The 23042-nt window shown below is 58.6% G+C and carries 25 protein-coding genes; 7 read left to right on the top strand and 18 right to left on the bottom strand.

Annotated elements, in window-relative coordinates:
- Window positions 1-92: 92 nt before the first annotated feature.
- The 4 genes from NYR50_RS22105 to NYR50_RS22090 form a co-directional block, all read right to left on the bottom strand.
- On the bottom strand, window positions 93-878 hold the full coding sequence (locus NYR50_RS22105) for a L,D-transpeptidase (RefSeq protein WP_174009868.1): 786 nt from the start codon (window positions 876-878) through the stop codon (window positions 93-95).
- Between the two features lie 19 nt (window positions 879-897).
- Entirely contained in the window at window positions 898-1953 is a 1056-nt protein-coding gene (locus tag NYR50_RS22100; protein ID WP_174009869.1) for a L,D-transpeptidase family protein, read from the bottom strand.
- Between the two features lie 169 nt (window positions 1954-2122).
- A complete protein-coding gene (locus NYR50_RS22095; protein WP_174010397.1) occupies window positions 2123-2908 on the bottom strand; it encodes an SDR family oxidoreductase in 786 nt (261 codons plus the stop codon).
- Window positions 2905-3288 carry a hypothetical protein gene (locus tag NYR50_RS22090; protein WP_174009870.1) on the bottom strand — a complete coding sequence of 128 codons (384 nt, stop codon included), beginning with the start codon at window positions 3286-3288 and terminating at the stop codon, window positions 2905-2907. The genes NYR50_RS22095 and NYR50_RS22090 overlap by 4 nt, the downstream gene beginning before the upstream one ends.
- A 96-nt stretch (window positions 3289-3384) precedes the next feature.
- Between NYR50_RS22090 and NYR50_RS22085 the strand changes: the two genes are divergently transcribed.
- Window positions 3385-3966: a DNA-3-methyladenine glycosylase gene (locus NYR50_RS22085; protein WP_174009871.1), complete on the top strand. Its 582-nt coding sequence runs from the start codon at window positions 3385-3387 to the stop codon at window positions 3964-3966.
- 24 nt (window positions 3967-3990) lie between these two features.
- On the opposite strand, the gene NYR50_RS22080 is transcribed toward NYR50_RS22085, so the two are convergent.
- The 3 genes from NYR50_RS22080 to NYR50_RS22070 form a co-directional block, all read right to left on the bottom strand.
- A complete protein-coding gene (locus tag NYR50_RS22080) occupies window positions 3991-4149 on the bottom strand; it encodes a hypothetical protein (RefSeq protein WP_174009872.1) in 159 nt (52 codons plus the stop codon).
- Between the two features lie 223 nt (window positions 4150-4372).
- A complete protein-coding gene (locus tag NYR50_RS22075) occupies window positions 4373-4570 on the bottom strand; it encodes a hypothetical protein (RefSeq protein ID WP_010972953.1) in 198 nt (65 codons plus the stop codon).
- A 174-nt stretch (window positions 4571-4744) separates the two neighbouring features.
- Complete coding sequence (locus NYR50_RS22070) at window positions 4745-5758, bottom strand: substrate-binding domain-containing protein (protein ID WP_418138052.1); 1014 nt, start codon at window positions 5756-5758, stop codon at window positions 4745-4747.
- A gap of 268 nt (window positions 5759-6026) precedes the next feature.
- On the opposite strand from NYR50_RS22070, the gene NYR50_RS22065 reads away from it, so the two are divergent.
- The 6 genes from NYR50_RS22065 (at window position 6027) to NYR50_RS22040 (ending at window position 12098) form a co-directional block, all read left to right on the top strand.
- Entirely contained in the window at window positions 6027-7292 is a 1266-nt protein-coding gene (locus NYR50_RS22065; RefSeq protein ID WP_174009874.1) for an ABC transporter substrate-binding protein, read from the top strand.
- A 63-nt stretch (window positions 7293-7355) separates the two neighbouring features.
- On the top strand, window positions 7356-8330 hold the full coding sequence (locus NYR50_RS22060) for a carbohydrate ABC transporter permease (protein WP_418138051.1): 975 nt from the start codon (window positions 7356-7358) through the stop codon (window positions 8328-8330).
- Entirely contained in the window at window positions 8327-9160 is an 834-nt protein-coding gene (locus NYR50_RS22055) for a carbohydrate ABC transporter permease (RefSeq protein ID WP_174009876.1), read from the top strand. The genes NYR50_RS22060 and NYR50_RS22055 overlap by 4 nt, the downstream gene beginning before the upstream one ends.
- Window positions 9161-9170: 10 nt before the next feature.
- Window positions 9171-10199 carry an ABC transporter ATP-binding protein gene (locus NYR50_RS22050; protein WP_174009877.1) on the top strand — a complete coding sequence of 343 codons (1029 nt, stop codon included), beginning with the start codon at window positions 9171-9173 and terminating at the stop codon, window positions 10197-10199.
- Between the two features lie 57 nt (window positions 10200-10256).
- Window positions 10257-11042 (top strand): ThuA domain-containing protein, encoded by a 786-nt coding sequence (locus NYR50_RS22045; RefSeq protein WP_174009878.1) that lies wholly within the window; start codon window positions 10257-10259, stop codon window positions 11040-11042.
- A gap of 6 nt (window positions 11043-11048) precedes the next feature.
- Complete coding sequence (locus NYR50_RS22040) at window positions 11049-12098, top strand: Gfo/Idh/MocA family protein (protein ID WP_174009879.1); 1050 nt, start codon at window positions 11049-11051, stop codon at window positions 12096-12098.
- A gap of 242 nt (window positions 12099-12340) precedes the next feature.
- Here NYR50_RS22040 and queE read toward each other — a convergent pair whose 3' ends face one another.
- From queE to NYR50_RS21985, 11 genes are all read right to left on the bottom strand, one after another.
- Window positions 12341-13096: a 7-carboxy-7-deazaguanine synthase QueE gene (queE, locus tag NYR50_RS22035; protein WP_174009880.1), complete on the bottom strand. Its 756-nt coding sequence runs from the start codon at window positions 13094-13096 to the stop codon at window positions 12341-12343.
- A complete protein-coding gene (queD, locus tag NYR50_RS22030; protein ID WP_174009881.1) occupies window positions 13093-13449 on the bottom strand; it encodes a 6-carboxytetrahydropterin synthase QueD in 357 nt (118 codons plus the stop codon). The genes queE and queD overlap by 4 nt, the downstream gene beginning before the upstream one ends.
- Window positions 13449-14159: a 7-cyano-7-deazaguanine synthase QueC gene (queC, locus tag NYR50_RS22025; RefSeq protein ID WP_174009882.1), complete on the bottom strand. Its 711-nt coding sequence runs from the start codon at window positions 14157-14159 to the stop codon at window positions 13449-13451. Before queC ends, queD begins: the two co-directional genes overlap by 1 nt.
- 249 nt (window positions 14160-14408) lie before the next feature.
- Window positions 14409-14771 carry a hypothetical protein gene (locus NYR50_RS22020; RefSeq protein WP_418138050.1) on the bottom strand — a complete coding sequence of 121 codons (363 nt, stop codon included), beginning with the start codon at window positions 14769-14771 and terminating at the stop codon, window positions 14409-14411.
- Window positions 14772-14986: 215 nt separating this feature from the next.
- A complete protein-coding gene (locus tag NYR50_RS22015; RefSeq protein ID WP_174009883.1) occupies window positions 14987-16120 on the bottom strand; it encodes a Gfo/Idh/MocA family protein in 1134 nt (377 codons plus the stop codon).
- Between the two features lie 22 nt (window positions 16121-16142).
- A complete protein-coding gene (locus tag NYR50_RS22010) occupies window positions 16143-16907 on the bottom strand; it encodes a sugar phosphate isomerase/epimerase family protein (RefSeq protein WP_174009884.1) in 765 nt (254 codons plus the stop codon).
- A 57-nt stretch (window positions 16908-16964) separates the two neighbouring features.
- Complete coding sequence (locus tag NYR50_RS22005; protein ID WP_174009885.1) at window positions 16965-18053, bottom strand: ABC transporter ATP-binding protein; 1089 nt, start codon at window positions 18051-18053, stop codon at window positions 16965-16967.
- Window positions 18054-18058: 5 nt separating this feature from the next.
- A complete protein-coding gene (locus NYR50_RS22000) occupies window positions 18059-19000 on the bottom strand; it encodes a carbohydrate ABC transporter permease (RefSeq protein ID WP_174009886.1) in 942 nt (313 codons plus the stop codon).
- A complete protein-coding gene (locus NYR50_RS21995) occupies window positions 18993-19895 on the bottom strand; it encodes a carbohydrate ABC transporter permease (protein WP_080814127.1) in 903 nt (300 codons plus the stop codon). Before NYR50_RS21995 ends, NYR50_RS22000 begins: the two co-directional genes overlap by 8 nt.
- 143 nt (window positions 19896-20038) lie before the next feature.
- Window positions 20039-21271: an ABC transporter substrate-binding protein gene (locus NYR50_RS21990; protein WP_174009887.1), complete on the bottom strand. Its 1233-nt coding sequence runs from the start codon at window positions 21269-21271 to the stop codon at window positions 20039-20041.
- A gap of 304 nt (window positions 21272-21575) precedes the next feature.
- Entirely contained in the window at window positions 21576-23006 is a 1431-nt protein-coding gene (locus tag NYR50_RS21985) for a mannose-1-phosphate guanylyltransferase/mannose-6-phosphate isomerase (protein WP_174009888.1), read from the bottom strand.
- Window positions 23007-23042 lie beyond the last annotated feature (36 nt).

The following is a 23042-nucleotide window of genomic DNA, read 5'->3' as shown; positions in this document are numbered from 1 at the left end:
ATTTCCGGACCTTCACATGAAAATACCCCGGACATCGTCCGGGGTATTTTTATGTGTCACGACTTGTCGCGCATTCACACGTCACCGCGTAATCAATAGCTTCGCACCGGTTGCGACAGGCCGTCGCCGATCACACCATTGCCGTACTGCGCCACGGGAACGCCCGCCTGCCCGATCGGCACGCCCTGCTGTGCCGGGCCGAGCGCCGTCACCACGATCGGCGTGCCGTCAGGCACACGGCTATAGAGGTCGACGATATCCTGGTTCAGCAGGCGTACGCAGCCTGACGATACCGACTTGCCGATGGTCCACCATTCCGGCGAGCCGTGCAGACGGTAGATCGTGTCCTTGCCGTCCTTGAAGATATAGAGCGCACGCGCGCCGAGCGGATTCTTGAGGCCCGGCTCCATGCCGCCATTGCGGCCGCTATAGGGTTCCAGTTCCGGCTGGCGGGCGATCATCTCGTCGGGCGGTGTCCAGCGCGGCCATTGCCGCTTGTACTGGATCACGCCGCGACCGGCCCATTCGAAACCGGCACGACCGAGACCGACGCCATAACGCATGGCCTGACCGTCTTCATAGGTGAGATAAAGGAAATGATTGGCCGTATCGACCACGATGACGCCGGGACGCTCGCCGGTCGGGTTCGCCACCATCTGCCGCAGGAACTGGCGCGGAATGCGCTTGTAGGGAATTTCCGGCAACGGGAATTGCTCGTCCGGCTTGGGGCCATACATCAGCGCATACATCGGGTCTTCAGCGGGGGCGGCGGGCCTTGCAGCTTCGCGCGCCGTGGTGTTGCAGCCTGCAAGGCCGGCAAGCGCCAATCCACCTGCTCCAAGCAGGAAACCCCGCCGGGTCGTTGTCGTCTCGTTCAATTGAAAAACCTCATTTACATCATCTCACACTGGCAAAGGGGTCTGCCAGCGCCGCCTCAGGACGGCTGATAGGGTACTTCGTGCCGGAAACCTGCGATGCCATGACCTTGGCGCCACTGGATTTCAGGAGGGCCCGGAAGCTCGGATGCATGCCGCCGTCTACATACGCGCTGAGCGGGGCGGAAGTTCCCTCGCTCATCGCCGCGGCGAATTTTTGTTGTTCCTCGGCCAGCTTCGACGCCACTGCCGGATCAGGCTGATTGATGGCAGGTGGGCAGGCGGCCAGCGGGTCAGCGGGTTCACCACCTGCGAATTCGCTGTTGAAAACATATCGCCGGCCGCAGACCGAAACCTTGGGCTGGCGGCGCGTCACCTCGAAATAGTCGTAGCCTTCCTTCAGCGTCTTCCAGAACGGCATGTTGGGATCGTCGCGATGCGCCACCATGTTGCGGGCGCTCATGCGGAAGGGATAGGCCTGGACCTGAAAGCGATCCTGCCCGCCCTGCAACGCCCGCGCGACGATGGCGTAGATTTCGCCAACCTGCTGGTCGGTCATGGCGTAACAGCCGGAAGACGAGCAGGCGCCATGCACCATCAGCGCCTCACCGGTGTAACCAAGTGCTGATTCCAGCCGGTTGGGATAACCGAGATTGAAGGACACGTAATATTGCGAGTTCGGATTGAGCATGCCGGCAGAGACATGATAAAAACCTTCAGGCGCCTGCCGGTCGCCCGTCTTCATCTTCGGGCCGAGCTTTCCCGACCACCGGCACATGGGATAGGCCTTGAGCAGCGCGTAGTTGCCGGTCTTGTCGACCTTCCAGACCTCCAGCTCGCTTTCCTGCTTGAAAATGCGAACGAGAACCGGGCTTTCGGGGCGCATGCTCTTGGCCGACATTTGCGCCATCATCTTGGACGACAGCTTCGGCGGGTCCTTCTTGACGCTATCGAGGCCCATAGACGTACATGCAGCAAGGCTGCCACCGATCGTGACGACCGCAGCCATTCTTGCCCCTGCGCTAATCTTTTGCCGCAACCCCGCAACCGCGAAATCCAGCAATGCCTGCATGCCCATGGATCGTTTTACCCGCCTGATTTGCCCGCCTTCACGGCAGACGCTTAACTACCGAAGGTGGCCACAACGCGGCAACCTCGCCATGGACAAAGTCTCGTGAACAGACGTTACCCTTTCGTTAATCATAGGGACACAAGCCCGTGATGCCGGGAGGCTGGCTGATAGTGGATTATCGCAGAAGGCCTTGACCGCCGTCGATCCATACCGGCGTACCGGTAATGTGACGCGATGCATCCGAGGCGAGGAAGCCGATGAGTTCGGCGACATCCTCGCTGGTCCCGGCGACACCGCCTGTCACCGGAATGTCCCCCGCCGGAAAAACAACCGGCACCTCGGTCTTTTCGCGTCCGTGTATATCGGTGTTCTCATCGATTGCCGTTTCGATCTCGCCCGGACACACGGCGTTGACGCGGATACGGTGACGCCCAAGCTCCAGCGCCAGTTGCTGGGCCATGGCAAGCTGTCCCGCCTTCGTCACGGAATAGGCGGTCGCACCGGGTGAAGTGAAGGTGCGGGTGCCGTTAATGGATGAAACGATGACGATGGATCCGCCGCCGGCCGCTTTCAGATGCGGCACGCTGGCGTGGACGGTGAGATAGGTGCCGCGCAGGTTGATGCGGATCGTGTCGTCCCAATCGGATGGCTCCAACTCATCGATGGGTGCCCAAACGCCGTTGATGCCAGCATTCGCCACCACGACATCCAGCCGACCGAAATCCTCAACAAGCGCTGCGATGGCGTGTCGCATGGCCGCCTCATCCGAAACATCAGCGAGAAGAAGCTTCGACGAGCCGGATGCGGCCTCTATCTCAGCAGCCACGGTCTGCAATTCGGATTCGGTGCGCCCGAGCAGGCCAACCGAAAAACCTGCCGCTGCCAGATGGAGGGCGGCGGCCCGACCGATGCCGGAACCTGCGCCGGTGACGAGAGCAACTTTGCGATAAGCCAATTTCAGAGCCCGCCTTTTCTGGAGGCTATCGAGGTGACGGTGGCTGAGACCGGATCGCTGGCGGGAAAGCTGTCTTCCAGCCCCTCTTCCAATTCCTCTTCCAGAAGAGCACTGTCCTTCGCAGTGCGGGCGCTTGCCTGACCATGCGGACCATCATCCTGCGCCGTTCCAAGCGCGGAGAATTGCGACGATGCATCAGCGCCATGTCGGGTGCCGAAAGCCGTCAGCTGAACCATCACCGCACTGGCGCGCTTGATAGCCTCCGCATCATCGATCCCTTCCAGCCCATCTGCGAGACGGACGGAGACCTGGTCGCCGTCGCTGCCGACGAACTCGACGGATATGACGCCGTTATTGCGTTTTACATAGGTCGTGGAAAGTTGCATGACATGCCCTCCGATTTGAAAAACATCGGCTAGCCACCCGATGCAGTAATACTGAAACCTGAATTCACAACGATGGCAGAGCGGAAGGGGTTCCCAATGAATCAGTCCTTTAGCCCGGAAGTGCCGCAGAGTTTCTTCCAGCGCGACGCTCTGGATGTGGCCCGCGCGCTCATCGGCGCGGAATTTCGCGTCGGCAATGCCGGTGGCATCATCGTGGAAACCGAAGCCTACCATCCCGACGACCCGGCATCCCACGCCTTCAATGGGCAGACCCCACGCAACAGGGCAATGTTCGGCCCTGCCGGCCATCTCTATGTCTACCGGTCCTATGGCATCCACTGGTGCGCCAACTTCGTCTGCGCGCCCGGCTCCGCCGTGCTTCTGCGCGCCATCGAGCCGCTGACCGGTATCGACATGATGGAACTGCGCCGGGGAACCGACAAGCTGAAACTTCTCTGCTCGGGCCCGGGCAAGCTGTGCCAGGCAATGGCAATTACCGGAGAGATGGATGGAGCACCGCTCAACGCCCCTCCGTTCCTGCTGCGTCTGCCAAAGGAAGCCGCCGCGATCAGCACCGGCAGGCGCATCGGTATCAGCCGTGCGGTGGATTATCCCTGGCGGTTTGGGCTGGAAGGCTCAACCTTCGTCAGCAAGAAGTTCGAGCCAGACCAGCGCTAGGGAAAGAACGGCTGCGCCAGACTTCTAAAGGACTCTCGGCGGCCCGTCATTTTCATCGGGGTTCGGCGTTGGCAGCTCATCCGGCAAAAGGTCGGGTTCTGGCTCTTTCACCGGCGGAATATCCGGCTGCGGCGGCACAGGCATCGGCTGTTCGGGATAGGGTTCAACGGGAACGGTCGACATTGCGGGCTCCTGACATGAGCGCGCCTGTCCATTACGGCGACGCTGAATCTCTCGGGACAACGCTCTTGCGCCGTCATCATTCAGGCGGCGCAAAACCCAATTCGCCCAACGGTCAAATGCCGGTGAGGTCCCTTCGGTATAGTTTGCGCCGCCCTGCGGATCGTACAGGAAAACGCGGGAACGGCAGGTCCGTTCCGTTTTTCAGGAAGGTTTTTGCGGCAGCTCAGACGAAACCGAGCGCACTGCGGGAAATATCGCGGTTTTCGCAATAATCGCGGGAATGAGCTTCATGACCATGCTCGCGGGCGGTCGAACGGGTGAGCTCCGGGCTTGGAACGTTGAGAAGCGCATCGGCATAGGTACCGGTCGCTTCGACGTCGTCGATCACAGTCTGCTGTTGCGGCTTTAAAAATTCAAACATCCGTCATCCTCCTTCGACGCATCCCCTCAACGCGCCGGCACGGGGCCTGTTCCATTAAACCCGTGACTGCTCCGATTATACACGAGACCGGCTTAACGAATAGATGATGAAAGGCGAACGTTATCAAATGACGTTCACAAAATGGAGTGGAATCAGTGAGCTAGGGCAACAGGCTCAGGCCGGGCCGACCGATTCCCGCAAGATCAGCTCGACCGGCCACAATTCCTGAACTTCGCGGACAGGTCGACCACCGACGATCTGCAAAAGCAGGTCCGTGACCCGCATGCCCGCCATACGCATCGACGAGCGGGTGGTTGAAAGCGGCGGCATCATGCTTTCCGGGGTGAGATAGGGAAACACGTCGTCATGGGCGATGACGGAGACATCCTTGCCGATCACCAGTCCCAGCTGGGTTGCAGCACGATACACACCTTGCGCCGTCATCATCGCACCGGCGACAAAGGCCGTCGGGCGCGGGGTCTGCTCCAGCAGCGAACGAGCGAAACGGAAAGCGGCATCTTCGCTGAAATGCTCGCTCATCATGAAACGCGGATCAGGCGTGATCCCATGGGTCGCCAGCGCCTCGCGAAAACCTTGCTCACGATCCTGCACGAAGGTACGGCCGACAGGACCGTTAATGAGGGCAATCCGCCGATGGCCGCGCTCCAGAAAATGGATCGTCGGACGATAGGTCACATCGTGATTGTCGATGTCGAGCCAGGCGTGTTCGAAAGCCGTCTTCGAGCGACCATGCACGATGAAGGGCACGCCCAGCCGGTTGAGCAGCGCAATGCGCTCATCCTCCGGTCTTGGCGAATGCACGATAATGCCATCGACCCGCCCGCTCGCCGCCAGCCGGCTGAAGATCGCCAATTCCTCGTCAAGATTATTATCAACGGTGACGCTGACGAGAATATCGGTCTCCTCGTTTTCCAGTCGGGTGGCCATGCCGCCCATGAATTCCGAAAAGAAATGCCCGCCGCCCGAACGGCCCATGACGACGCCGATGGCGCCCGCCCTGCCCGTGGCCAGCCGGACCGCGTTGGCATTCGGCCGGTAGCCATATTTCAGCGCAGCCTCCATCACCCGCTGCCGCGTTTCCTCGCGCACCTCGGGATAGCCGCCAAGCGCCCGGCTGACGGTGGTGGGCGACAGCCCGACCTTCTCTGCGAATTCCTTGAGCTTCATGTTTTCTGCCAATTTGCTCCTGCATGCGTCGCCGCCGCAGATTTTTCAAGCGTACAAAAATTGAAATCGTTTTCAATTTTTCATCACCTGAAACCTTACAGTTCGCCATTTCAAAAGGCAAACACCATGGAGCAATAACCAAAGAGACCCAATATTCTAGCCACAAGAAAGAGTATTGACAGATTTGTCCGCTTTTGCGAACGTCACGGCAGTCAAAAGCGCTTTCAATTTTGAGGATGATTGGAAGCGTCAACGGAGGAGTTTGACAATGAATATTTCCATGAAGACTTTGTTCCTGTGCGGCAGCGTATTGTCTGCAGCAGTTTCCGCCCAGGCGGCCGAACTTTCCATCGCCGCCAACTCGACGGGCAAGAACATCGCATTTTTCAAGGAGCGGATCGCCGCCTTCGAAAAAGAAACCGGCCACAAGGTCAATCTCGTCACCATGCCGTCATCGTCCAGTGAGCAGTTCAGCCAGTACAGGCTATGGCTTGCCGCGGGTAACAAGGATGTCGACGTCTACCAGACGGACGTGATCTGGGCGCCGCAGCTCTCCGACCAGTTCGTGGACCTGACAGAAGCGACGAAGGATGTCATCGGCGATCATTTCCCTTCTATCGTCGCCTCGCAGACGGTGGACGGCAAGCTGGTCGCCATGCCGATGTTCACCGACGCGCCGGCGCTGTTTTACCGCAAGGACCTTCTGGAAAAATACGGCAAGCAGCCGCCGAAAACCTGGAAAGAACTGAGCGAGACTGCCAAGGAAATTCAGGACAAGGAGCGCGCGGCCGGTCAGAAAGACCTCTGGGGCTTCGTTTTTCAGGGCAGCGCCTATGAGGGCCTGACCTGCAACGCGCTGGAATGGATCGCATCCGCGGGCGGTGGCCATATCGTCGAGACCAACGGCGATATCTCCATCAATAACGAGAAGGCCGCAGCCGCAATCGAAACCGCAAAGGGCTGGGTCGGCACCATCGCGCCGCAGGGCGTTCTCGCTTACAAGGAAGAGGAAGCGCGCGGCGTCTGGCAGACCGGCAATTCCGTGTTCATGCGCAACTGGCCCTATGCCTATGCGCTTGGAAATGGCGCCGACAGCGCCATCAAGGGCAAGTTCGGCGTTACCCCGCTGCCCGCTGGCGCGGAAGGCGAAGCTCCTGCTTCGACACTCGGCGGCTGGAACCTCGCCGTTTCGAAATATTCCGACGATCAGGAAGCGGCCATCCAGCTGGTGAAATTCCTCGCATCGAAGGATACCCAGAAGATGCGCGCGATCCAGCTATCCAACATGCCGACAATCGCTTCGCTTTACGACGACAAGGATGTCGCGGCCGCACAGCCCTTCATGCCGACATGGAAGCCGATCTTTGAGACCGCCGTTCCGCGTCCTTCCGCCTCGGCCAAGGTGAAATATAACGAGGTTTCGGCCAAGTTCTGGGGCGCCGTGCACAACACGCTCTCCGGCAATGGTACGGCGGCGGAAAATCTCGAACTTCTCGAGGTTGAACTGACCGATCTCAAAGGCAACGGCTGGTAACCCGGCCCGCGCGGGAAGCGGTCTCGCCTGATCGCCTCCCGCGCCCCAACCGTGAGATATTCCATGAACGACATCGCCCTTCAAAGACCGGTCACGGCATCCGGCACGGGCTCCGATCTGCAATCGGAACGCCTGAAATCCGCCTGGCTGTTTCTGGCCCCCACATTTCTGGTGCTGGCGCTGGTGGCCGGCTGGCCGCTGGTGCGCACCGTCTGGTTCAGCCTCACCGACGCATCGCTGACCAATCTCGACGGTGCGCAGTTCGTCGGCCTGAAGAATTACTTCACCTGGATCACGCTCAGCAGCGGCCGCACCATCTATCGCGGCCTGCTCGCTGATCCCGCCTGGTGGGGCGCGGTTCTGAACACGCTGAAATTCACCATTCTCTCGGTCAGCTTCGAAACCGTTCTTGGCCTCATCGTCGCGCTAGTGCTGAATGCCGAATTTAAAGGGCGCGGCTTCGTGCGCGCCGCCATTCTCGTGCCATGGGCCATTCCCACCATCGTCTCGGCGCAGATGTGGGCGTGGATGCTGAATGACCAGTTCGGCATCCTGAACGATCTTTTCCTCAATCTCGGGCTGATCTCCCAAAAGATCGCCTGGACCGCCAATCCGGATACCGCCATGGTCGCCGTGCTGATCGTCGATATCTGGAAGACCACGCCGTTCATGGCGCTGCTCATCCTCGCCGGCCTGCAGATGGTTCCGAAGGATATGTATGAGGCGGCCAAGGTGGACGGCATCCACCCGATCAAGGTGTTCTTCCGCGTCACCCTGCCGATGATCCGCCCAGCACTGATGGTCGCCGTCATCTTCCGCATGCTGGATGCGATGCGCGTCTTTGACCTCATCTACATCCTGACGCCGAACAACGCCCAGACCCGCACCATGTCGGTGCTGGCGCGCGAGAACCTGTTCGATTTCGACAAGTTCGCTTACGGCGCTGCCGCCTCCACCATGCTGTTCCTCATCATCGCCTCGATCACGGTCATCTATATGTGGCTCGGGCGCGTCAACACCGATGGAGCCGCGCGATGACCCTGCCAAGCATCCTGAAAACCACCGCCTTTTATGCGCTGGTCGCCGTCATCATGGTGATCTCGGTCTTCCCGTTCTATTACGCGATCCTGACCAGCCTGAAATCCGGCTCGGCGCTGTTCCAGGTTAATTATTGGCCACGCGAATTCTCGCTGACCAATTACAGCTTCGTCATCAGCAATGGCACTTTCCTGCGCAATCTCGGCAATTCGCTGTTCGTTGCATCTTCGGTCGTCGTGCTGTCGTTGTTCCTTGCGGTCATTGCCTCCTATGCGCTGGCCCGTGTTCGTTTCCGTGGCCGCTCGCTGCTGCTGCTCACCATCCTGTCGGTGTCTATGTTCCCTCAGATTGCCGTTCTCGCCGGCCTGTTCGAACTGATCCGCTGGGCGGGCATTTTCAACACGCCGCTCGCGCTGATCTTCTCCTATATGATCTTCACCCTGCCCTTCACGGTCTGGGTGCTGACAACCTTCATGCGCGACCTGCCGATCGAAATCGAGGAAGCGGCCATCGTTGATGGTGCCACGCCCTGGGTCATCATCACCCAGGTGTTCATGCCGCTGATGTGGCCGGCGCTCGTCACCACAGGGCTCCTCGCCTTCATCGCGGCGTGGAACGAGTTCCTCTTCGCGCTCACCTTCACCTCATCGAACGAGCAGCGCACGGTGCCGGTCGCGATTGCCCTTCTGTCGGGCGGCTCGCAGTTCGAAATCCCGTGGGGAACGATCATGGCGGCCTCCGTCATCGTCACCGCCCCGCTCGTCGTCCTCGTTCTGATCTTCCAGCGACGTATCATCTCCGGTCTCACCGCCGGCGGCGTCAAAGGCTAGGAGAAACCAAATGACCACCATTCAACTTCGCGATCTTCGCAAATCCTTCGGCGCCTTCGATGTCATCAAGGGCATCGACATGGACATCCGCTCCGGCGAATTCATGGTTTTCGTCGGCCCTTCGGGCTGCGGCAAGTCCACGCTGCTGCGCCTCATCTGCGGGCTGGAGGAAATATCAGGCGGCACGCTCTCCTTTGATGGAGAGGCCGTCAATCGCCTGCCGCCCGCCAAGCGCGGTGTCGCTATGGTCTTCCAGTCCTATGCGCTTTATCCGCATATGACCGTGTTCGAGAACATGGCCTTCGGCATGAAACTATCGGGCGCCGACAAGGAACAGCGCAAGAGACGTGTCGAAGCGGCAGCCGAAATGTTGCAGCTCACGCCCTATCTGGAGCGCCTGCCGAAACAGCTTTCCGGCGGCCAGCGCCAGCGCGTCGCCATCGGCCGCGCCATCGTGCGCGATCCCAAGGTGTTCCTGTTCGATGAACCGCTCTCCAACCTCGATGCGGCGCTGCGCGTCGCCACGCGTCTGGAAATCGCCAAGCTGCACCGCGAGATGCATGACACGACGATGATCTACGTTACCCACGATCAGGTGGAAGCCATGACGCTCGCCGACCGTATCTGTGTGCTGCGTGACGGCCGTGTCGAGCAGATCGGCACGCCGCTGGAGCTTTACGAAAGCCCTGTCAACACCTTCGTTGCCGGCTTCATCGGCTCGCCGAAGATGAACTTCCTGTCAGGCAAATATGCCGAGGCGGAAGGGGCTGCGACCATCGGCATCCGCCCCGAACATATCACCGTCGCCACCGGCGAGAACGGCTGGAACGGCGAAATCGTGCATTCGGAAATGCTCGGATCGGACAGCTTCATCTATGTCGAGATCGGCGCCGGCGAACCCATTGTCGTTCGTGAAGAAGGCGTGACCGACCGCAAGGCTGGTGAGCGCATCACGCTCGTGGCCGATGCGGCGCAGATCCACCGTTTCGACGCACAAGGCCAGGCGCTGGCTCGCAATCCCGTGCGCGGCGCGGCCTGAAACTTCAACTTCCGCCGGGATCACCCAAGGTCCCGGCTTTCACCGAGGAGCATGACAATGACCATCAACACCGTTGTATGGGGCGAAAATATCCACGAACACATCAATGAGACGGTGCGTTCGATCTATCCAAACGGCATGCACAACACCATTGCCGATGCGCTGAACCAGAACTCCGAGATCAACGCTACCACCGCCACGCTGCAGGAGCCGGAACATGGCCTGTCGCAGGAGCGTCTGGACAAGACGGACGTTCTCGTCTGGTGGGGCCACAAGGATCATGGCGCGGTGCAGGACGAAATCGTCGAACGCGTCGCCAAACGCGTCTGGGAAGGCATGGGCCTCATTGTCCTGCATTCCGGCCACTTCTCCAAGCCGTTCAAACGCCTGATGGGCACGCCCTGCGCCCTGAAATGGCGTGAGGCGGGCGAACGCGAGCGTCTGTGGACGATCAATCCGCGCCACCCGATTGCCGCCGGTCTGCCCGAGCATTTCGAGCTGGAAAACGAAGAAATGTATGGCGAGCAGTTCTCCGTGCCGGAGCCGCTGGAAACCGTGTTCATCTCCTGGTTCCAGGGCGGCGAAGTCTTTCGCTCCGGTCTCACCTGGCGTCGCGGCGCCGGCAATATCTTCTATTTCCGCCCCGGCCACGAAACCTATCCGACCTATCACGACGCCAATGTCCAGAAGGTCATCAGCAACTCGGTGAAATGGGCCTATAATCCCGTCGGCGCACTGAAAAGCATTCACGACGCCCCCAATGTTCCCGTCGACAAGGCGCTGGAGCCGATCGAAGAACGCGGCCCCAAGCTGCATCAGGCAGGCGAAGCAGGTTACAGGTAAAAAGCCATGAGACTTCTCATTCTCGGAACCGGCGGCATGGCCAACAACCATGCCACCTATTTCTCGCAAATCCCCGGCGTCGAACTCGTCGCGGCGGTGGATGTGGACGATGTAGTGGTGCGCGGCTTTGCCCTGCGCCACAACATCCCGCTCTCCTTCACCTCGCTGGATGACGCCATTGCCTGGGGTGAATTCGATGCGGCGGCGAATGTGACACCGGATGCGATCCATCACCCCACCAGCCTTAAACTGCTGGCGGCTGGCAAGCACGTCTTCTGCGAAAAGCCGCTGGCGGAAAACTACGCCAAGGCCGCCGAAATGGCCGATGCCGCCGAAAAAGCGGACCTTGTTGCCATGGTCAACCTCACCTATCGCAATGTCGCCCCCTTGCAGGCGGCGCGCGAGATGGTGCTGGCTGGAAAAATCGGCAAGGTGCGCCATCTGGAAGCCTCCTATCTCCAGAGCTGGCTCGTTTCCAAGGCCTGGGGCGACTGGATGACGGAGAGCAAGTGGCTGTGGCGGCTTTCCACCAAGCATGGCTCGAACGGCGTGCTGGGTGATGTCGGCATCCACATTCTCGACTTCGCCTCTTATGGCGCGGGCAGCGATGTGGAGCGCATCTTCACGCGGCTGAAGACCTTCGACAAATATGAAGGCAATAAAATTGGCGTCTACGATCTCGACGCCAATGACAGCTTCACCATGACCGCCGAGCTGGAAAACGGCGCCATGGGCGTCATTCACGCCAGCCGCTGGGCGACGGGTCATCTCAACGAACTTCGCCTGCGCATCCATGGCGACAAGGGTGCTCTGGAAGTCATCCACACGCCTGACTATTCCAGCTTGCGTGCCTGCATCGGCGACGATGTGGAAAAAGCGATCTGGAAGACGATCGATGTGGAGCCGGTGGCAACGAATTACGAAAAATTCGCCAAGGCAGTCATGGAAGGCGGCCCCGCCGACCCGGACTTTCGCCACGCCGCCAATTTGCAGAAGGTGCTCGATCTATCGATCATCGCGGATCGCGAACGGCGCGAGGTGGCTGTTTCAGCTTGAAGCAAATGGACAACATGCGGCACGACATTGCCGCATGTTTCTTCTCCCCACCGGGGAGAAGATGGCCCGAAGGGTCAGATGAGGGGGCAAGCGCAGAGATTTGCAGAGAGCTTGCCCCCTCATCCCGCTGCCGCGACCTTCTCCCCGTCGGGGAGAAGAAACAAGCGGCTTCCGCTCGCTCAATACATTATGCGCTTCTTAAAGATGCAAACTACGGCGTGGAATTTTACGCGCGCGCAGCTTCACACCCCCCGCTTGTTCCCCCACAACAGCACATGCAGCTGTGGCAAGACGCGCGCTGAAAACCAGCGGTCTTCACTGACCTTGTCCACCAGCCACAACATCCGGTCCATCACCCCGTCGATATCCACCCTCGCATCGTCATCATCCGGCGGCGGCGGGGTGTGGTTGCCGGGCTGGAGATAGACTGGCAGATGCGGAAAACGCGCAGAGGCCGCTTTGGCATAGGCATAATCGACATCATCAAACACCACGATCTTCAACGCCACCTGCGGCCCCTCGCCGGCGGCGGCAAGACAGTCTTCGAATGGCTGCCAGTCGGTTTCCATGCCGCTCGATGGCGGCTTCGGGCTCAAAACCAGATGATCGAGATCGGCAAACCAGTCTTTTGCGATACTGCCCTGCGTTTCCAGTGCGAAACGATAACCCTCACCGTGCCCCTTCGCGATCAAAGCCCTGAGCGGCTGGATGGCGGGATTGCCGCCTGACAATGACACGGTCAACGGCACGCCGCCGGAAAGCCCTAGTACCTCCTGCCAGATCGCCTCGACGGACATTGGTTTCCATGTGTCGCGGTACTCACTGTCGACCGCATGCAGCGTATCGCACCAGGAACAGCGATAATCGCAGCCGCCGGTACGGACAAAAACCGTAGGCAGTCCGATCAGCGGCCCCTCGCCCTGAATGGTCGGGCCAAAAATTTCACTGATGCGGATCGGGGTTTCCTTGGCTGCAATCTTCCGTGCAGCCGCCGTCATGGCCGGTATTCCGCCCAGGTCTTGGTGGTTTCACTCACTCGAACGGCGCTGGTTTCCGGCAGGCTGGTCTTGCACCAGTCGTAGAAATGCTTTGCCAGACATTCCGCCGTCACCCGGTCATGGCCGAGAACATCGTTCAGGTGGCGATGGTCGAAATGATCATCGATATAGTGCTTCAGCGGCGCAAGTTCGTGATAATCGCGCACGAAACCGTGCTCGTTCAGTTCTTTGCCTGATAGTTCCACTTCAACGATGTAATTGTGCCCGTGCAGGCGGTTGCACTGGTGATCTGACGGCAGGCTTTTCAGCTGATGCGAGGCGGAGAAGTGAAACTCCTTGGTGATGCGAAACATCAGTGCACCTCCTGCGCCGCATAGGCCTGCGTGGCCGCCACCCAGAAATCCGGGTCTTCATATTCCGTGGGATCGATGACGCCAGCCAGATGGAAGGCCTCGCGCCGCTCCACGCAGGTGCCGCAACGGCCACAATGACGCAAGCCGCCTTTGTAACAGGACCATGTTTCGCCAAACGGCGTGCCGTATTTTACTGCATCGGTAACGATTGCCGCCTTGGAAACGGTGACATAGGGCGCAAACAGGGTGACATCGGCATAACCTTCCAGCGCATGCGCCTGCATGGCATTGAAGCTGTCGATGAAGCCCGGCCGGCAATCGGGATAGATGAAATGGTCACCGCCATGCACGGCGATCGCCACCGCATCCGCCTGCTGCGCCGCCGCCAGCCCGAAAGCGATGGTGAGCAGGATGGCATTGCGGTTCGGCACCACGGTGGAGCGCATGGTCTCTTCCGCATAATGGCCATCGGGCACGTCGATATCGTCGGTGAGTGCAGAACCGGTCAGATGCGCGCCGATGGTTCTGATATCGATGACATGATGCGGCACGCCAAGGCGCGTGGCGCAACTGGCGGCGAAATCCAGTTCCTTCTTGTGGCGCTGGCCATAATCGAAGGAGACGAGAGCGAGAAGTTCGTGTTCCGCCGCGATTTTATGGGCAAGCGAAACGGAGTCCAATCCGCCGGAGCAGATCACGATGGTTTTCATAAGTTGGGATCCCTTGTTTTGACCGGGTGGGCTGCGACCGGATTTACAGAGGGCGGCTTTAAAGCAAAGCGAAGGGTTTGTGAAGGGTTTTGAAGAGTTGCAGAGCGAACCGAAATAAATCTCAGCAAGAGATTTCTATAAAGTTTGCTTAGAACAGCAAATAATCGCGGGCCCAAGCCACTTTGTGATGAATGAAGATGCGCATCATCAATCGTGTTGAAGTTGGTTGTTTTAACTCACATGAAACCCTTAATGACGCCGCGAGATACGATGAGGGCTGCGGGACGGGGTATTCAAAGATGACCTCCAGGCTGCGTGACTTCGAAAGTACTTCCATAAAGCCACACCGAATAAGGCCGATGCAAAAAACATCGAGGCGACCAACAAATAAAACTGCACAGGAGCTTCATCGATACTAAATGTATAATATTCTCCTCTGCGTGGAAAATTAACTTTCTTTTCCGCGATACTGAACAAGGCCAACACAAAAGAACCAACAGAAACTGAAATACAAAATAATATATTTTTATAATTCATTTCTTTATTAGATCTATCATCTAAATAATAATCTGATTTTTTTATTTTATCACAGTCGTCATCTTTGTATTTCATTTTATATATATCCATAATATGAAATTTATTTCACTGATTATCTAATCAGACAATACAGTAAACTTGCATCGAAATCAAACATATATAATAGATAGTCCTATATAGAGCGGCTAGGTAAACTTTGATGGAGGCACTCTTTCCAGACGAATGGATAAATTCCACTGATCGGCACTTCCATCGAAGTCTCCCAAGCCGCGCCTACGTCGCAGAGCGCGTTAGCGCAACAGCGCCTGCGCCTCCTCGATGCCGAGTGCTGCCGGCTGCGTGCAGGTCGTGGTCATCTCAATGAAACGACCTTCCTCGCCTGACTTCAGGATCGAGGTCATCACATCGATGCCATGCAGCGAGCGCTCCAGCGAGCAGCGCGCATCACGGCCCTCAAGGATCGCTATCGCCATATCGGCAAGTCCCGCCGTCCGGTAATTGGCGCGCGGCCCGTTCGGGCTTTCCTGATTGGCGATGCCGAAGGGATGCGCCCAGTCTTCCAGCGGCTGGATATTCTTGTCACGGCCGCTGGCTTCCACCACGCCACCGAAGAAGTTCGGGTCCGGCACGTAGATGGAGCCTTCGGTTCCATAGAGTTCCATATTGGCATGGCGGTGCGACCACACATCCCAGCTGGCCGAAAGCGTGATCGTCGCACCATTCACGAATTCCAGCAGCGCATGGATATTGGTCGGTGTTTCCACCGGAATGATTTCGCCATTCATCGGTTGGCTGGTAACCGTGCGGGTAGGGTTCGCCATTGTCGTCAGCGCACCGACGCGTTTGACCGGGCCGATGAGGTTGATGAGGTTGGCGATATAATAAGGGCCGAGATCGAGGATCGGCCCGCCGCCCTTCAGGAAGAAGAAGCCCGGATTGGGGTGCCACATCTCCATGCCGGGGCTCATCACATGGCAGGTGCCTGACGTGATGCGCCCGACCTTGCCGTCATCGATATATTGCCGGGCAAGCTGATGAGCGCCGCCGAGGAACGTATCCGGCGCGCAGCCGACGGAAAGCTTCTTTTCGCGGGCGATGCGCCGTAGCTCCTCGCCCTCTTCTAGCGAGAGCACCAGCGGCTTTTCCGAATAGACGTGTTTGCCCGCCTCAAGCGCTGCTTTCGACACCGGAAAATGCGCGGCGGGAATGGTGAGGTTCACCACCACGTCGATGTCCTTGTTGGCGAGCAGTTCCTCGATGGACTGCGCGGTAACGCCAAACTCTTCCGCCCTCAGCTCCGCCGCATTGCGGTTGAGGTCGGCGCAGGCCAGCACCTTGATGCCCTTGAAGAGCGGTGCCAGCGAGAAATATGCAGACGAGATATTGCCGCATCCGATGATGCCGACGCCAAGATCCCTGGTCATGATGAAACTCCGAAATTGATACTCAGTAGGTTTTGAAGAAAGCGATCGAGCGGGTGATCAGTCGATCTATGTCCTTGGGATTGTCGTGCTCGACCACGAAATGTTTCGTGGCGGATTTCGCCTTCAGCGCCGCCACAAGGCCCTTCCAGTCCACCGTGCCGTGGCCGACATCCGCCCAGCCATCCTCATCCGTATTCTCGCCCGATGGTGCGATATCCTTCACATGCACGGCGGTGATGCGCTTGCCATAACTTTCGATCCAGGCAAGCGGATCGGCATTGCCGCGGATAATCCAGGCGATATCCGCTTCCCACTTCAGGTCCGGGCCGCCGGCGAAAATCTGCTCCTGCGGGGTGGAACCGTCGGCAAGCGCCTTGAACTCGAAATCGTGGTTGTGCCAGCCGAAGGTCAGCCCGGCATCCACGAAGGGTTTTCCAGCTTCCTGCAGGCGCTTGCCGAAAGCGAACCAGCCGGTTGCGTCGGTCGGGCGCTGGTCAGGCATCAGGTAAGGGCAATAGATCGCCTCAACGCCCAGAACCTTGGCAATATTGAGCGCCTTTTTCGGGTCGCCTTCAAGAAGATCAAGGCCGAAATGGCCGGTTGGCATGGTCAGGCCGTTGGCGTCGAGTTCAGCGCGCAGGCCCTTCAGCCCGGCCTCATCAAGAGAGGCGTACATCGCGCCATAACCTTCGACCTGCTTGTAGCCGGCCGCCGAAAGCTTCTTCAGAATATCGGAAAAAGGCTGGAAATTGCGGGCGCTGTAAAGCTGGAAACCGAGTTCTGTCATTGTCTCCTCCATAGAGATTTTGCGTCTTGGGATTGTGTGGGGGAATAGTTGCAGCGTCTAAAGCCGCTCCTCGCTCTCAGCGTCGAACAACGAGGCCATGGTCAGGTCGAGGCCAAGGCGAACCTTTGTGCCGGGCGAAAACCGCCTGTGGCCGCCGACGCGCACCGACATGGTGTGGCCGGCATGTTTCAGCCAGATCAGATTGTCAGCGCCCATCGGCTCCTCGATATCGACGATCGCCTCATGCACCTCGCCACTGAGAATATCGGCATCGACACGCACATGTTCGGGACGAACGCCGAGAACCACGGCGCGGCCGGCGGTGAGCGGCATTTCCGGCTGGTAACCATCCAGCGAAAAACTGACACCATTGGTGGTGAAGACCACCTTGCCATCCTTCTCGATCAATTCACCGCGCAGGAAATTCATCGACGGCGAACCGATGAAACCGGCGACGAAGAGGTTTCGAGGCTTGTTATAGATGGTGACGGGGTCCGCCAATTGCTGGATGACGCCGCTTTTCATGATGGCGATGCGATCCGCCAGCGTCAGCGCCTCGATCTGGTCGTGCGTTACATAGATCATGGTGTTCTTCAGCGACTGGTGCAGCCGCTTGATTTCCACACGCAGTTCCGAGCGCAGCTTGGCATCGAGATTGGAAAGCGGTTCGTCGAACAGGAACACATCCACATCGCGCACCAGTGCCCGGCCGATCGCCACACGCTGGCGCTGGCCGCCGGAAAGTTCGGCCGGCTTGCGCTTCAGCAGCGGCTCGATCTGCAGGATACCGGCCGCCCTTTTGACGCGCCGTTCGATTTCGTCCTTTGGAATCTTTGCGACCTGAAGGCCGAAGGACAGGTTCTTCTCCACCGTCATCTGCGGATAAAGCGCATAGGACTGGAACACCATGCCGATGCCGCGGTCCTTCGGCTCCTCCCAGGTGACGTTGCGATCCTTGATGAATATCTGCCCGTCGGTCGGTTCCAGAAGCCCGGCAATGCAATTGAGAAGGGTCGACTTGCCGCAGCCGGAAGAGCCGAGCAGCACGAGGAATTCGCCGTCATAAATATCGAGATTGAGGTCTTTCAGCACGGTGACGGCACCGAAGGACAGGGAAAGATCGCGGATGGAAACGCTTTTGTTCATATAGCTCAACCTTTTACTGCGCCTGCGGCAATGCCACGGACGAAAAGCCTGCCGGAGACGAAATAAACGATCAGCGGCACGGCACCCGTCAGAAGGGTGGCGGCCATGTTGACGTTATATTCCTTCACGCCCTGCACGGAGTTGACGATGTTATTGAGCTGCACCGTCATCGGATAATATTCCGGCCGGGTGAACACCACACCGAACAGGAAGTCGTTCCAGATGCCGGTCACCTGCAGGATCATCGCGACAACGAAGATCGGTAGCGACATGGGCAGCATGATGCGGAAATAAATCTGCCAGAAATTGGCGCCATCGATGCGCGCCGCCTTGAACAGTTCTTCCGGCAAAGAGGCGAAATAATTGCGGAACAGCAGCGTCAGGATCGGCATGCCGAAGATGGTGTGCACGATGACGAGACCGGTCAGCGTGCCATAAATGCCCATTTCGCGCAGCACGATGACGATCGGATAGATCATCACCTGATAGGGAATGAAGGCGCCGATGATCAGGATCGAGAAGAACAGTTCCGATCCCTTGAATTTCCAGTTGGCCATGGCGTAGCCGCTGACGGAAGCGACGACGATCGAAATGACGACGGAAGGCACGAGAATACGGACCGAGTTCCAGAAGCCGCGCGAAAGCCCGTCGCAGTTCAGACCCGTGCAGGCATTCGCCCAGGCCTTTACCCAAGGCTCGAAGGTGATCTCTACCGGTGGCGCGAAAATATTGCCGAGCCGGATTTCCGGCATGCCCTTCAGCGAGGTGACAACCATCACGTAAAGCGGCAACAGGTAATAGGCGGCGGCGATGAACAGCGTGCCGTAAAGAATGATGTTGCGGCGGGAAAAGGTTTTCCTCGGCTTCCTGCCGCGCGGGCCGGAAAGGTCTTTGGCAACCGCATCTGTGGCGGCGACGACCGTATTTAATGTGCTGATATTAGCCACGCTTCTTGCCTCCAAATTCGAGGTAGGCCCATGGAATGACGATGATCGCGACGGTCAGAAGCATCATGGTCGAGGCGGCAAAGCCCTGCCCCAGGTTCTGTGCCTGAAACATGTAGTCATAGACATATTTCGCCGGCACTTCGGACGCGATACCGGGCCCGCCGCTGGTCTGCGCGACGACAAGATCGTAGACCTTGACGATGCCGCTGGCGATAATGACGAGGGTGGTGATGAAGACCGGCCGCATCATCGGAATGATGATGAGGATATAGGTCTTCCACATCGGAATGCCGTCGACGCGCGTCGCCTTCCAGATATCCTCGTCGATGCCGCGAAGACCGGCCAGCATCAGGCACATGACGAGCCCCGTGCCCTGCCAGAGCGCCGCGATCAGGATACCGTAGATGACGATCTGCGGATTATAGAGCGGATCGAAGGTGAAGCTTTCCCAGCCCATCGAACGGACCACGGACTGGATCCCGAATTCCGGGTTCAACAACCATTGCCAGACAAGGCCGGTAACGATGAACGACAAAGCGAAGGGATAAAGGAAGATGGTGCGGAAGGTGTTTTCGAAACGGATTTTCTGGTCCATCAGCGCCGCCAGCACAAAGCCGATGACAAGGCTGAAGATCAGCGACAAGATGCCGTAGATCGCAAGATTCTGGATGGAAACGATCCAGCGTGGTGCTGCCCACAGCCGCTCATACTGGTCAAAACCGATGAAGCTCGCCCGCGGCAGAAGCTTGGAATTGGTGAAAGAATAAATCACCGTCCAGACCGTGCCGCCGAGGAAGATCACCATCGCGGTCAAGATCATGGGAATGGAGGCAATCTTGGAATTGAGATTGCGGAAAAGCTGATTGGGACGCCTGGAGCGCGTTTGACCTGCCATGTTACCTCCTCCTGTAACGTTACAGTCAACGGTCAGGCAAAAACCTCACCGCATGAAACCCCTGCCCGTGCTGGTGAATATTGCACGGACCGGACGTTGGAATGGGGAACGGTAAACCGCTCCCCAACCCGGAGAGATCACGATCAGTCAGCAGAACCGATGAGGTCTGCGAAGCGCTTCTGGCCATCTGCCGCCGACATCGAGCCGGCGAAGAATTCAGCCATCAGGTCTTCCTTCTGTTTCTGCGTATCGGCAGAAATCAGCTGGTCGGTGCTGGTCAGCGCATTGCCCTTGGCAAGGATTGCCAGACCCTTCTTCATGCAGTCATTGGCGGCGTTGAGATCGACGTCGCCACGGATCGGCAAGGAACCCTTCTTCAGGTTGAAGGCGACCTGCGTTTTCGGATCGACGATGGTCGCCGCCAGCACGTCCTGCGCCTTGGTCTTCGCTTCGTCTTTCAGAACAGGGAAATAAAAGGCGTCGCCGCCGGTGGTGATATAGTCATTGAGGCCGAGACCCGGCAGGCAGGAATAATCCGTGCCGGCCTTTTGATTGGCCAGCTGGAATTCACCCTGCGCCCAGTCACCCATGATCTGGCCGCCGGCCTTGCCTGTGATGACCATGTTGGTGGCCTGGTTCCAGTCCTGAACATTGGTGCCCTTGGCCATATCGCGCGCCTCGACGGCTGCCGCAAAAATCTTCGCCATTTCGGGACCGGCTGCTGCCTCGGCATCCTTGTCGCCATAGACCTTCTGATAGAGGTCCTTGCCGCCAATCGAAAGCGTCAGCGTGTCAAACAGGCCGTTAGCCTGCCAGGCTTGCCCACCAAGCGCGAGCGGCTGGATACCGGCCTTTTTGAGCGCCGGTGCGGCTGCGACAAATTCCGTCCAGTTCTTCGGAACCTCGACGCCCGCCTTCTTAAAGGCGGCGTTGGAAAGCCAGAGCCACTGCCAGGAATGTATATTCACCGGCGCGCAATAGATTTTGCCGTCGATGGTGCAGCTGTCGAGCAGGCTTGCCGGCTTGATGACATCTTTCCAGTTGCCCTTTGCGGCCACGTCGGACAGGTCGCGCATCAAGCCCGCCTGCACCAGCTCTTCAGCCTGCCGGCCATGGTTGAACTGGGTGGCGCCCATCGGGTCACCGCCGGTGATACGGCTGATCATGATCGGCCTGGCCGTGCCGCCCGAGCCGGCAATCGCACCATCCACCCATTTATTGCCGGTCGCATCGAAAGCCTTGGCAAGCTCGGCCACCGCTGCGGCTTCGCCGCCCGATGTCCACCAATGGGTCACCTCAAGATCGGTGGCCCCAGCCATACCCGCCGGAATCATAACACTGGCCAAAAAGGCCGCAGAAATAACACGCATTCGCATGAGTCTCCTCCCTCACTGAAACGTTGCAGTAGGAACCTATGCGAAGATTTTTGATTAGGCAACCGCCTAAAATACGAATCTCGATGTGGCTATTTTGGACATCCCTTGCGACTGGAAACCGCGCAAATCTGCCACCGGCGGCATGCTGCGTCCTGTCGGCGGGTCCCTTCCATTCCTGCAATTTCTGCAAGGGGCGCGGCTGCCGCACCCGTATTTGGGTAGCGGCTGCTCGCCCTTAAAACACAAATACGAGCCGGAACGCCTTCCGCCTCGCCTCTGTCGTGCTACCTCGAAACACTATCTACTACTGACGCTTGTAATCATCCTCGATGCGGATGACATCGTCCTCGCCGAGATAGGCGCCGGTCTGGATTTCCACAAGTTCGAGCGGAATTTGCCCCTCATTGGCCAGCCGGTGCGGCTGACCGATCGGGATGTAAACCGACTGGTTTTCCGTCAGCAGACGGGTTTCTTCGCCGATCGTCACCGTCGCTGTGCCCTTGACGACAATCCAGTGTTCAGAGCGGTGATAGTGTTTCTGGAAAGAAATGCGATGGCCGGGATCGACCGTGATGTGGCCGACCCTGTAACGCTGATCGACATACATGTGCTCGATGTAACCCCATGGGCGATAGACGCGCTTGTGGGTCTGGGTCTGCGGCGCATGGTCCCCGCCCTTCAGCGTGTCGACCAGCCCCTTTACATCCTGCACCCGGTTTTTCGGCACCACCAGAACCGCATCCTTGGTGGCCACCACCACCAGATCCTTCGCGCCCACCACCGTCGTCAGCAATTGCGTGGAATGGATCAGGCAACCCTCGGAATCGATGAAGACGCCATCGCCCTCAAGCGCGTTGTCATGATCGTGCTTGTCGGCAATTTCCCAGATCGCGTCCCAGCTGCCGATATCCGACCAGCGGAAATGGCCGTGCACGACAGCCATGCGCCTGGTCTTCTCGATGACAGCGTAATCGATGGAATTCTTAGGCGAAGCCTCGAAGCTTGCCTGATGCAGGCGCACGAAACCAAGGTCGCTTTCATATTGCTCGACCGCCTGCGTCACCGCGGCCAGAATTTCCGGCGCGAAAGCCTTAAGCTCGGCGATCATCACGTCGGAACGGAACAGGAAGTTGCCGGAGTTCCAGAGATAGCCCTTTTCCAGGTAGGAGATGGCCGTCGTCACATCAGGTTTTTCCACGAAGGCATCGACGGTGCTGAGGTCTTTCTCACCGTCGATCGCATCACCCGGTTTGATATAACCATAGGAGGTGCGCGGCTCGGTCGGCACCAGGCCGAAAACGACGATATTGCCCTGATCGGCGGCTTTTGCACCAAGCTTCACGGCCTCGGAGAACGTGTCGACATCCAGCACCACATGGTCGGCGGCAAGGGCCAGCACAAGACATCCGGGCTCACGGCGCTCGGCCAGCACGGCGGCGGCGGCCATGGCGGCGGCGCTGTCGCGGCGGGCGGGTTCCAGCACCACGGTCGCCGGCAGATCGATCTCTTCGGCCTGACGGCGGGCAAAAAAGCGGAAATCTTCGTTGGTGATGACCAGCGGCTCTGCATAGAGGCTCTTATCGCCGACCCGCTTCAACGTCTGCTGATAGGTGGAAAGATTGCCGACCAGCGGCTGGAACTGCTTGGGCAACTGATCGCGCGATACCGGCCAGAGCCGCGAGCCAGCCCCGCCTGCAAGAAGAACCGGCGTGATCTTTCGAGATTGTTCGTTCACAACAAAACCTTTCCCACTCTAAAAAATTTCCCGGCG

This window comes from Agrobacterium sp. El2ro-1b (assembly GCF_048298475.1).
GTDB lineage: Bacteria > Pseudomonadota > Alphaproteobacteria > Rhizobiales > Rhizobiaceae > Agrobacterium > Agrobacterium fabrum.
The sequence above is the reverse complement of the archived record's forward strand: the minus strand, read 5'-3'. Positions and strand labels throughout refer to the sequence as shown.